Origin of the sequence: Pedobacter sp. MR22-3, from assembly GCF_026240075.1 — a bacterium.
Classification (GTDB): Bacteria; Bacteroidota; Bacteroidia; order Sphingobacteriales; family Sphingobacteriaceae; genus Pedobacter.
The window spans coordinates 108,905-121,653 of the sequence record NZ_JAPIVF010000005.1; the positions used below are offsets into that span (position 1 = coordinate 108,905).

The following is a 12,749-nucleotide window of genomic DNA, read 5'->3' on the forward strand; positions in this document are numbered from 1 at the left end:
AGAAGGTTATGTCCAGGTCAATTGATGCTGAGGTTATTGGCCTGATGAAGAAAAATAATATACCTGGATTAAGTCTCGTTTACATTGTTAAAGATAGAGTTTCCATTAAATCCTATGGATATTCGGATCTGGAAAAGCGGATAAAGGTAGCACCGGCAACATTATTTGAACTCGGTTCTACCAGTAAGGCTTTTACTGCACTTGGGCTTTTAAAATTGAAAAAGAAAGGGCTTATTAGTTTAGAGGATAAAGTTACAAAATATCTGCCCTGGTTTCAGCTGAAATATAAAGGGAAAGCTGTAGAGGTAAGCCTTAATCAATTACTTCACCACACAAGTGGTATACCATGGTATACCATTTCCTCTATTCCACAGGACGATTCAAAAGACGCATTGGTTCATACAGTCATGAAACTTAATCATACAGCGCTAAAGCAGCCTCCCGGGGAATTATATGAATATGCGACTGTAAATTATGATATTCTGGCATTGGTGATTCAAAAAGTGGCGGACACTCCATTTGAGACCTTTATGGAAAAAGAAGTTTTTACGCCACTTCAGCTATATGATACGTCCTTAGGTAAACATAGGGATGTACAAAAGATGTCTAAAGGATATAAGATAGGTTTTTTTGAAGCAAGGGATTATACTGCGCCAATTTTTAAAGGAAATAATGCTGCCGGTTATGTGATTACTAATGCTTTGGACCTCACAAAATGGTTGAAATTTCAATTGAATTTGTCTCCAACTGAGTTTGCCGAGCTCATACAGCTTTCGCATGAAAGGGACAAAACGGTACCTTTACATGGGATGGCTTCCTATGCGATGGGCTGGGAGGTTTCATTAGATGGAAAAGGAGAAATTTATCATGGAGGAGTAAACCCTAATTTTACTTCTTATCTGTTGATGAGACCCGAAAGGTCTATTGGCGTAGCTGTTCTGGCAAACTCAAATAGTACAGCAACTCCCGTCATAGCCAGGAATGTGATGAAAATATTATCTGGCGAGAAAATAGAACGTAAAGATCAAGTGGGAGACAGGGGAGATAACCTGTATTCCATGGCCTCAATAATTGTTGGAGTGTATATTTTAATTCTGGTTGGTTATTTATTCATGGTAATTTATGAGCTTATTGGAAAGAAACGTAGTTTCGATGCCTTAAATGCCATTAAATTTAAAAAGATAACGAAAGGATTGATTTATATCCTTCCGTTTGCATATGGTGTTTATATTTTGCCAGCTGCAATGGCTAATTTCAATTGGGAATCTGTACTGGTCTGGACACCTCAAAGTTTTGAGATACTAATTTTATCCATTATAGTTGCAGTTAGTCTAACTTATATTGTTTACCTGATTACAATATTATTTCCTATAAAACATAAACTTAAGCAAGTATTGCCCCAGTTGGTTTCATTGAGTATCTTGTCGGGATTTGCCAATATGATTGTAATTATGCTCATCACTTCTTCTTTAGGGAGTACAGTTGAATTAAAGTACCTGGTTTTTTATTACTGTTTAACTTTATGTATTTACATATTCAGTAGGAAGTTTGTTCAGGTTAATCTTATTCAGTTAAGCAGAACGATGGTATATGACCTTAGGATAAGTCTGATCGAAAAAGTATTATCTACCTCATATCAAAAGTTTGAAAAGATAGATAAATCCAGATTATATACCTCAATTAATGATGATGTTGAAACCATTGGAGATGCATCTAACAGTTTTGTCTTATTGATTACAAGTATTGTTACTACAATAGTTGCATTTATATATCTGGGCTTTATTTCATTCTGGATTACCATAATCACATTTAGCATCATCATTATAATTGCACTGCTTTATTATTTTGTTGGTAAAGGGACTAATGTGTATTTTCAAGAAGCTAGGGACTCAAAAAATGATTTTGTCCGGATACTTAATGGTATGATTGAAGGTTTCAAGGAATTAAGTCTGAAAATTCAGAAAAAATTTTTATACCAGGTAGATATTGAGCAGATAGCACTTCAGTATAAAAATAAGATTTCAAAGGCAAACATTGCATTTGTACATGCTTTTTTAATTGGTGAATCGTTATTGATTATTTTGTTGGGAATGATTGTTTTTGCAATCCCTAAAATGTTTCCGGATGTTGAAATCTATACCCTTGTTTCCTTTGTTATTATTCTTTTATACTTGATCGGACCGATTAATTCAATTCTGGGTTCAATACCAGCAATCATTCAAATTAAAATTTCATGGAAGAGAATCCAGGATCTTTTAGCGGAGATACCAGGTAACTTAAATAATGAGAAGGACGAATCTTTTAATTGTAAGGATGTAGAGCGTTTATCTATAAGGAATTTAAGTTTCCAATACGATAATTACGAAGATAAATTTAATATCGGTCCAATTGATCTGAATATAGAAAGAGGGGAAATTATTTTTATCGTCGGAGCAAATGGAAGTGGAAAATCAACTTTTGCTAAGTTAATCACAGGACTTTATAATTATGAAGATGGGAATATTCTAATCAATGGCTTGCCTGTAAAGTCGCATCAGATCGGGGAATTTTTCTCAACCGTTTTTAGCCCGCTTCATATTTTTGACAAGCTTTACGATCTCGAAATAAAAAATAAAGAAAAGGATATTGAAAAATACCTGAAAGTTTTAAAATTAGAGGATAAGGTTTCTTTAATGGGAAACAGATATAGTACCATAAATTTATCCCAGGGACAGATTAAGCGTTTAGCATTGTTACAATGTTATTTAGAAGATAGCCCAATTTATCTATTTGACGAATGGGCCGCAGATCAAGACCCTACCTATAGAAATTTTTTTTATAAAACGATATTGCCTGAAATGAAAGCGGCAGGAAAAATAATTATAGCGATTACCCACGATGACAATTACTTTGATATTGCTGATCGGGTTTTCGAGATGAATCAAGGTAAATTGGTTCATTATTCTTAGAAAGAATCATAGTTCTTAAATTTGCATTTCCAATTTATCATGTTGTAACTTAAATGTTACCTCTTTTCTGAGATTATTCAATCTTGTAAATCTATCTTGCACAAAGGAAAAGCAACTTCCAAAGCTTGCTAAGATAAATAATATGATATGTGGTTTTTGTGACTACATTCAGCGAAGCTATGCTAAGCTTTATAAATTATCCATAATTTTTCTTCACCCAGAGAATTTCTGAAAACTGATTTTAATTTTCCCATAGTTTAAATATTCTTCAATACGATCTGATGTGTCTTCCACATCTTGTTTTTTATTATATGCACTACCTATAATTATTTTTTCACGTTACAATTTTGTATATGATTTTCCAAAGTAAATTAATTCAAAGCCTGGAAACCCATGGCAATAAAATTGCTATAGAATCTACTGAATCAGCAATATCATATTCAAATCTGTTGTTGAGGGCAGATAAGATAACACGTTCTTTGTTGCGCCGGGGAATATTACCTGAAACTCTAGTTGGTATAAAATTGCATCGTAGGATTGATATTATTTGCGCTATGATTGGTATTGCAAATGCAAGGTGTGTATTTGTTCCGATTGACAGTTCATTACCGGATGTTAGGCTGTTTAGTATGCTAAAGGATCTAAATTTTAACTATATCCTTTCCGAACGTTCATATTATACTGATGGCAGTTTGAACGACTTATCTGCTGATATGCTGATCTTGGATGATTTGTTGGAAGATCAAGATAATTCAAGGCCTATTTATCCTACTTTCGATGCCAATGATGGCCTTTATGTATATTTTACTTCTGGATCTACTGGAAAACCAAAGGCAATACTGGGTAAGAATAAAAGTTTATTGCATTTTCTTTTGTGGGAAATAGAAACGTTTAACATCACCAGTAATTATAGGATTAGTCAGCTTATAAGCCCTTATTTTGATGCCTTTTTGCGGGATGTATTTGTTCCGTTATTAGTTGGAGGTACGATTTGCATTGCTCCTGATGAGGACAATTATATCAATTCAGAAAAAATTATCAATTGGATAGACACTTCAGCGATTAATCTGATTCATTGTGTTCCGAGTTTTTTCCGGTTAATTAACCAGGAATTTGTAACCCGTGATCTCTTCAGAAATTTAAACTATGTGTTGCTCTCAGGAGAAAAAATTAATCCATTGGAGCTTAAAAACTGGTATAAGATATTTGGTGCAGATGTACAGTTGGTTAACCTTTACGGAACTACTGAAACAACAATGATCAGATCTTATTATAGGATAAAACCAGAGGATGTAAATCAAGATAAAATTTCTATTGGCGACCCTATTTGGGATACTAATTTGTTGATTTTAAATAAAGACTTTGAAGTATGTCCTGTACTGGTTCCGGGCGATCTTTATATTGCCACGGAGTTTCTGACAAAAGGATATCTAAATGCACCTGAATCGAATCAAGAAAAATTTTTAACATTATATCCGGGAACGGAAAAGGAGATCAGCGCATTTAAAACAGGTGATAAAGCCAGAAAACTGATCTCAGGCGGTATTGATCTTATTGGACGGGAAGACCGTCAGGTAAAGCTAAGAGGGATCCGTATCGAGCTTGATGAAATCGAAAATACGCTTTTCAAATCGGAATATGTCAGAAATGCTGTAGTGATTAAACATCTACAAGAACAAAATAATGAATTGTTGATCGCTTTTGTTATCTGTAACGAACCGGGACTGGATGTTAAAATTATTCAAACCTTTCTTGAAGAACAGCTACCCTCATATATGGTCCCTTCACGAATCCTAATTGTTTCTGAATTCCCATTGTTAAGCAATGGCAAAATTAATTTTCAAGGATTGTCAGCTCAGTTTGAGTCCCGCGATTATATTTTGCCAACAAATGAATTTGAGGATAAGATATTATCACTTTGGAAGGAAATCATTGGAGATAAACAAATATCCATTGATGATAATTTCAATGTTCTTGGAGGGAATTCATTAAATGTTATGAAGCTTATAACAAAACTCTTCAAAGCATTTAATGTCAGGATTTCATTAGGCGACTTTTTCAAAAACATGACTATTAGGAAACAAGCTGAATTAATTCTTAAATTGATGAAGGTTGTTCCTAGTTTGGGTTTAAAGTCGCCTGGATTTTTGCCCATAAAAAAAACTGAACAAAAGGCTCGCTATAAATTGTCTTCACCACAGTTGCGCCTTTACCTTCTTCATCAATTTGACAAAACTTCACTTGCTTATAATTTATTACATGCCTTAAAACTTGAAGGAGAACTTAATAAGAGTCAATTGCAAAAAGTATTTGTAGAACTTATACATCGGCATGAAAGTTTAAGAACACGATTTTATACAAAAGATGCTGATCACTTTCAGGAGATAATGTCGGATGTGTCATTTAATATTCAATATTTTACTTCAAATGGAGAAGATGTAGATGAAATTATTCGGAAGTTTAGTGTCCCATTTGATTTGAGTCAATGTCCATTACTTCGGGTTGGTATAGTCACTATATCTGAAACAGATCATATTCTGATTGTTGATATGCATCATATTGTTACAGATGGTCTTTCTTACGGAATACTCATAAGTGATTTTATGGCCTTATATAATAATGAGGTTCTGGAAACTGACCGACTGAAATATAGCGATTATTTGGCCTGGCTTGAAGAAGGACATCAACAGAAAGAAATTTTAAGTCAGAAGGAATTCTGGTTAAAAGAATTTGCCACGGAACCTTCTGTCTTAGAATTGCCAACTGATTATGCGAGGCCTAAAATAAAAACCAGCTCAGGCGGATCCTTCGAGTTAGATTTAAAAATGGACCAAGCTGTGCAATTAAAGTCCATGGCGGATCAAGCAGGAACTACACTTTTTGTTGTGCTTCTTTCTATTTATAATATTCTATTAAATAAGTTAAGCAATCAGGAAGATATTATAATTGGTGTTCCCGTGTCTGGTCGTCAGCATCCTGATTTAGAAGGTATTATTGGAATGTTTGTTAATACACTCCCTTTGCGCAATTATCCGTCAGGTACAAAAAAATTCTTTGAGTTTTTGGAAGAAGTAAAATCAAATTCACTTGTCAGCTTTGACAATCAATCGTATCCGATAGAGCTGCTGTTAGACGAACTTTCGTTGGTGCGTGATACAAGTAGAAATCCGTTATTCGAGGTGATGTTTGCATATGAAAATGCAACGGATGTTGATCTTAAGATTCCTGGACTTCGTTTACAATCGTATAAAAGAAAACACAATGTTTCAAAGTTTGATCTTTCTTTAATCGTAAGGGAACAGCAGGGGAAACTATACCTGAATATAGAATATTCAACTGCGCTTTTTAATGAAGATAGCATTGCGAAGATCGCTGAATACCTGAAAAGAATTGTTTCAGAGGTGATTGCTGATCCGTCAGTTCTTATCTCTGAAATTAATATACTTTCAGCTGCAGAGGAAAATGATTTTTTGAAACAATATAATCTTACTGAATCTCTTTATTATCATGAGCAGACAATCACGGAGTTGTTTGAAGAACAAGTAAGAAAAAATCCAGATAGTGTTGCATTGCAGCATGAGCAGAAAGTATATACTTATCGTGAACTTCATTCGGATATAGCTAAAATGACGGTTTATCTAATGGAAGAAAAGGGGGTCAAAGCAGGCGACCTCGTTGGACTGCTGCTTGATCGCGAAGCTTACGTTGTGATTTGTATGTTTGCAATTTTGAAATCGGGAGCCAGTTTTGTTCCAATAGACATTAACACTCCGCAGGACAGAATAAATAACATTGTTGAAGATTCAGGGATCCATGTTTTAATCACTCGGAAACAGTTTGTTCAAGGATTTGGACCTGTGAAATCAATCGTAGCTGATCTGGATCAGATATTAGAAAACTTATCTCAACAGCAAATAACAGAAAAGTTTAACACGTACCATCCCGAGTCTCTTGCTTATGTCATCTTTACTTCTGGTACTACCGGAAAACCAAAAGGGGTGATGATAGAAAATAAATCTTTGGTAAATTATTTGAGCTGGGCTATTCAGCATTATCTAAAATCGACAGATAAGGACTTCGCTTTTCCACTTTATACATCCCTATCTTTTGATTTAACATTGACTTCTGTTTTTATGCCTTTATTATCTGGAAATAGATTGGTTATTTATGGTGAGGATGATCAGGAGATGGCAGTACTCAAAGTAATGAACGAAAATAAAGTTGATATCATCAAATTAACCCCATCTCATTTAAAAGTAATAAAAGAGAGTAATTTCAGACCTTCCGAAAGCGCAAACCGATTGAAAAAAATGATTGTTGGAGGAGAGGGTTTTGATTTTCAATTAGCAAAATATATCTATGATCTTTATAATGGCAAGATTGAAATCTTTAACGAATATGGCCCTACTGAAGCAACAATAGGATGTATGATACATGATTTTAATCCAGCTGAATCTGGCCTTACAGTTCCTATTGGTAGACCTATTGCAAATACGCAAATTTATCTACTTGATAAATATTTGAAGCCTGTTCCTGTGGGTTGTAAGGGTGAAATGTATCTGTCTGGTGATGGACTTGCAAGGGGCTATTTATCAGGCTTGGATTTAACAAATGAAAAATTTATTCCAAATCCATATCTGCCAGGAAAGAAAATGTATAAAACAGGAGATATTGCCAAAAGGCTTCCGGATGGAAATCTTATGTTTTTAGAAAGAGCCGATAAACAATTAAAAATAAGAGGATTTAGAATTGAACTGGGAGAAATCGAGTTTCATCTTCAAAATCATAAGGAAATAACAGAAGCTATTGTTTTGGCTTATCATAAGGGGGCAGAGGCTTATCTAGTCGCTTATTACTTATCAGATGCTGAAATTGAAGATGATAACTTAAACCATTTTTTAAACGGATGTCTCCCACATTATATGATACCTGCTATTTATTTTCACCTCGAAAAAATTCCATTGAATTTAAATGGTAAAGTGGATATTTCGGCCTTACCTGATCCCGAAAGTAGGGCTATTGATTATTTTAAAACCCCTTCGGGTGTTCTGGAAGAGAAATTAGTGCGAATCTGGTCAGAAATTCTGGGTATAGATGAATCGCAGATTAGTGTGAATAGCAGTTTCTTTGAATTAGGAGGTAATTCTTTGAAAATAATAAGATTGAGTACGATAATAAATCAAGAATTTAACTGGAAAATATCAGTTCCACAGATATTTCAATATTCATCAATTTCTTCTTTAGTGAAATTTATAAATGAGGGTGGAACTGACACGGAAGGAGCAGTTAAAGAGGCTAGTGATGAAATTACGGCGATGTCTGCTATAATTAATTCTTTCGAATAATACTTTTTTAGAGTTCTTTATCTATCCGTTTTATAATCACAGTTATCGTATGAAACAGCAATTTAAGCCTATTCTGAGCTGCTTGAAATTTGCTATAACTTTAGCAATAGGTATCTCTGCTTTCAACACATATGCTCAAAAGTCTTTTGGTGTTAATAATAGAATTATTGATATCGATGCTTTAAACAAAAAGGTTGATTTTTTAATCAAAGAGACAGGCATACCGGGAGTTTCTCTAAGTATAATAAGTAATGATAAAATAGTTTTTAGTAATTCCTATGGAGTAAAGCAACTCGGTACAGAAGGTAAGATAAATAATGAAACAATTTTTGAAGCTTGTTCTCTATCTAAAAGCTTTCTTGCATTTGTTGCCTATCAATTGGCTGATAAAGGCAGGTTGGATTTAGATAAACCATTATATAATTATCTTAAGTATCAGCTGCTTGAACATGATTTGCGTTATAAAAGTATTACTGCGAGGATGGTATTAAGCCATTCTTCAGGAATTGAAAACTGGAAATTTATGCACAATCCTGATACCTTGGAGCTAATGAGTAATCCAGGAGAAAGATTTGTTTATTCAGGTGAGGGTTATCAATATTTAGCGCAGGTGATAGAGTTAATTTTACATAAATCATATGAGGATTATATCAGTGATATGGTGATAAAACCACTAGGCTTAAAACGTACATTCACATCTTATAAAAGCAATCCTCAAAACTATGCTATTGGTCATAATGCATTTGGGAAGCCCTATGAAAAATGGAAAAATATGTCAACAAGGCCAGCTTCCGGGAATCACACGACTTCAGCAGATTATGCGAAATTAATCATAGGGATTTTTAACCAAAAAAATATTTCTAATCATACGATTTATGAGGTAACAAGACCTATTGTCCGCTTACAGGAAAATAACCCTTCAGTTTATTATGCTGCGGGTTTTGAAATAATCAGTAGTAAAAACGATACGATAATTTCACACGGAGGAACTAATGACGGATTTCGCGGATTAATGTTCTATTCGCCCAAAAATAAAACAGGATTTGTGCTGTTGGCCAATAGTGACAGAGGTAAATCCATAGCAATGAGCATTAATGATGCTACAGTTCAGTTAGATGTCGCAGCTAAGTTTTTAGGCAATTTTTCTGAACAATATCCAAGTAATGCAATTAGCCTCTTGAAATTTTATAATGAAAGTGGTTTAAATGTAATGCTGGCAAGATTAAATGAGTTGGAACATGAGGGAAAGCTTAATGAAAACACCCTTAATGATTTGGGCGAGGAATTTATGAAGGTTAGCGATAGTGTAGCCACTGACTTATTGACAAAAAACATCAGATTATTCCCAAAATCTTCAACTAGTCATTATTTATTAGGGATTATTGACATGAAAAATAAGAGATATTCTTCCGCTTACGCCCACTTTCAAAAGGCTAAAGAATTGAATTTTCAATATGGGGATATTGATTTCGATATCAATGAAGCCAGAAAAAAAAGCCAGATTCCGGCTGGAAAATAAAATAGGAAGAGGTATAGATGATGTTTGTTAAGAATGAATATTGGAAGTCTGAAAATGGATTTGGAACAAGATAAAGTTATAGGCATTGTGGGGGGGATGGGTCCTCAATCGGGATTAACTTTGTTTAATCATATTCTGAATCTGACAAAAGCCAAATATGATCAGGAGCATTTTTCTGTTGTTCTGATGTCTTTTCCTAAACATATTGAAGATAGAACATCATTTTTAGATGGTTTGACAATAGTTAACCCTGCAATAAATATTGTTCACATCATTCATAAACTGGAATCGGCCGGGGCAAAAGTTGTTGGCATGGCATGTAACACTTCTTATGTGCCAGGTATCTATGATGTCATCCTAACCGAACTTGGAAAAAAGGGCAGTAAAATCAAACTGCTACATATGCCAATTGAAACCTGCAAGTATATTATAGATAATTGCAAATCTGCTAGAACTATTGGTGTGATGAATACCAATGGGAGCTATAAGTCTAATTTATACAATAATTTGTTATCGCAACATGCTTTCAATGTGATCACCCCAGATGTTGATTTTCAAAATGAGGTTATTCACAAGTTAATCTATGATTCAAATATTGGTTTAAAAGCAAATCCAAATTTTATTACAGAGGATGCAAAGGTTTTATATTGGAAAGCCATCGCATACTTCAAAGATAGGAAAGCAGACGTAATCATATTGGGATGCACAGAACTATCCGTATTGGCCGCAGATGATTTTGCTGATGACATCATAATCATAGATTCGATGTTGATCCTAGCCAAGGCACTGATTAAAGAAGTTACTTCTGAAAATTGACAACGATTATCGAATCTTAATTATACTGGAAAGAGGAATGGATAAACTTTATGGCGCTACCAGTGAGCAAATACAAAGCTGGATCTATTACACCATGTATCCAACTCATATTAATCATCAGGTTATCATTTTGGAAACGACATTGGTGGGCCTGGATTTACCTGCGCTGAACAATGCAATTGAGTATCTGGTCATCAGACATGAGAGTTTAAGGACCTATTTTGTGGAAATCGAAGATACGCTCAAACAGTGCATTGTACCATTTGACCGTAATGTATTTATGCCGGTATATTTTGATATATCGGCACTTCATTCTGCAGAAGATTATATAGATGAAGTGAAGGAAGAGACTAAAGTGAAGTTATCTAATTTGAGTAAGCCTCCACTGATGTATTGCACCATATTCAAAATAACCGATATCAAGTATCAAATATGCTTTATGATACATCACATTATCTCTGATGAGTGGTCTAAAATGATCCTTCATAAAGAACTGGGAATGTTTTATGAACTTTTCAGAAAGGGAGAAAAGGTCGATTTGCCCCCATTGGAAATGCAGTTGAAAGATTATGCCAGTTGGCAACGCAGCTGGTTTGAAGAAAATGGCGAATCTGCCAGTAATTATTGGTCAGAAAAGCTTTCATCTCGTCTAAGGCCAAATCCAGACAAACTTATACAGCATTATAAGCCTTTACTTAACCTTTCTATTGGTACGCATCACAATGAAAAGATATATAGTAGTGTTGAAAATATCAAAAATGTGTTGGATACTCAGAAATCTGCATGCTGTAATAGTTATATACATGGGCAAAAGTATATGGCCCTAAACCAGTATTGTCGTAGTGAAGGGGTAAGTATTGGGGCGGCATTGAATGCCAGCTTTCAAATTCTTTTTTACTCCATGATTGGAAAAAGTGAAATTTTGTTGACAATGCCAGTGGTAAATAGATTTCTGGAGGCTACACAGTCAATTATCGGTGGACTAGGAGGTGGGATATATCTGATGCAGCCAATTCAACCCGAGATGCAGGCAAATGATTTTATCAAGGCTGTTTATATAGAATTCTTGAAGTCTGCTGGTACTTTGATTTTTGATCATGTAGAGATGAAACTCGACGGTAACATATTAAGGCTGTTGACAGATCTTTATGTTAATTTCATGAATAAATCGGTGACGAGTAAGGAAAAGATAAAAATTACTGCAAAGGAGAGCCATGCCATACTTAATGATCCGGAATTTTATGGTATTTCATGTATCATAACTGAATACAAGGATGGCTTATTCATGCAATGGAAATATAATGTAGCATTATATTCGGCTGCTTTTGTTGATAAACTTATTAAAAAACATCTGTTGCAGTTAGATAAGATTATTCTTAATCCAAATATAACCATAAATAATCTTTAATTAACCTATCCGCATATCTAAGATGTTAATTCCTAAAATAATTCATCAAACCTGGAAAGATAATGAAATCCCCGCCCATTTTCAACCATTCGTAGACTCATGGAAGAATCATCATCCTGATTGGGAATACCATCTTTGGACTGATGAAATGAATGAGGCATTTATTAGGGAAAATTATCCCGATTTTTTGGATATATATAGGCAGTATCCATCTAATATACAGAAGGTAGATGCTATACGTTATTTCATACTGAACAAAAAAGGAGGGCTGTATGTCGATCTTGATTTTTTTTGCTTCAAGAACATAATGCCTTTACTAGAAGACAGCGATTCGGTTTTTGGACTTGAACATGAAGAGCATGTGGTTCCACACCAAAAAGATTTTATTATCAGCAATGCACTAATGGCTAGCGCACCTCAGTCAGAATTTATAGGGGAGGTATGTAAGGAACTTTATCGGCAACCGCTCAGATATGAAGATAAGAACGATATGGTATTAGAAACAACCGGGCCATTTATGTTAACCAGAATATACATGGCACAGAGCTATTCTCGCAAGCAGGTGAAAATCGTACATTCCTCAGACCTTTACCCTTTAACTAAAACAGAACTGGATGGAATGGAGGGACTTAAAACCACCGATCAACGTATTAATCAGAAATTATCAGCGGCTTATGCTATTCACTGCTATTGGGGTAGCTGGTGGAAATAAT

Annotated in this window: 6 protein-coding genes; all 6 read left to right on the forward strand. The window is 34.6% G+C overall.

All coding sequences use genetic code 11. The features are described 5' to 3' along the window. The first annotated feature begins 8 nt into the window (after window positions 1-8). The 6 genes from OQ267_RS13015 (at window position 9) to OQ267_RS13040 (ending at window position 12,748) form a co-directional block, all read left to right on the forward strand. Entirely contained in the window at window positions 9-2,948 is a 2,940-nt protein-coding gene (locus OQ267_RS13015; RefSeq protein ID WP_265836253.1) for a cyclic peptide export ABC transporter, read from the forward strand. 353 nt (window positions 2,949-3,301) lie between these two features. Then, entirely contained in the window at window positions 3,302-8,293 is a 4,992-nt protein-coding gene (locus OQ267_RS13020) for a non-ribosomal peptide synthetase (protein WP_265836254.1), read from the forward strand. A gap of 49 nt (window positions 8,294-8,342) precedes the next feature. Beyond that, window positions 8,343-9,812 (forward strand): serine hydrolase domain-containing protein, encoded by a 1,470-nt coding sequence (locus OQ267_RS13025; RefSeq protein ID WP_265836255.1) that lies wholly within the window; start codon window positions 8,343-8,345, stop codon window positions 9,810-9,812. A 54-nt stretch (window positions 9,813-9,866) separates the two neighbouring features. Further along, complete coding sequence (locus tag OQ267_RS13030) at window positions 9,867-10,628, forward strand: aspartate/glutamate racemase family protein (RefSeq protein ID WP_265836256.1); 762 nt, start codon at window positions 9,867-9,869, stop codon at window positions 10,626-10,628. Window positions 10,629-10,665: 37 nt separating this feature from the next. After that, window positions 10,666-12,036: a condensation domain-containing protein gene (locus OQ267_RS13035; RefSeq protein ID WP_265836257.1), complete on the forward strand. Its 1,371-nt coding sequence runs from the start codon at window positions 10,666-10,668 to the stop codon at window positions 12,034-12,036. A 22-nt stretch (window positions 12,037-12,058) separates the two neighbouring features. Then, a complete protein-coding gene (locus tag OQ267_RS13040; protein WP_265836258.1) occupies window positions 12,059-12,748 on the forward strand; it encodes a glycosyltransferase family 32 protein in 690 nt (229 codons plus the stop codon). Window position 12,749: the final 1 nt, after the last annotated feature.

Bases quoted from the DNA above. Each gene is read 5' to 3' on its own strand.
- OQ267_RS13020 (WP_265836254.1), top strand. From the start codon at position 3,302: ATGATTTTCCAAAGTAAATTAATTCAAAGCCTGGAAACCCATGGCAAT.
- OQ267_RS13040 (WP_265836258.1), top strand. From the start codon at position 12,059: ATGTTAATTCCTAAAATAATTCATCAAACCTGGAAAGATAATGAAATC.
- OQ267_RS13035 (WP_265836257.1), top strand. From the start codon at position 10,666: ATGGATAAACTTTATGGCGCTACCAGTGAGCAAATACAAAGCTGGATC.
- OQ267_RS13025 (WP_265836255.1), top strand. From the start codon at position 8,343: ATGAAACAGCAATTTAAGCCTATTCTGAGCTGCTTGAAATTTGCTATA.
- OQ267_RS13015 (WP_265836253.1), top strand. From the start codon at position 9: ATGTCCAGGTCAATTGATGCTGAGGTTATTGGCCTGATGAAGAAAAAT.
- OQ267_RS13030 (WP_265836256.1), top strand. From the start codon at position 9,867: ATGGATTTGGAACAAGATAAAGTTATAGGCATTGTGGGGGGGATGGGT.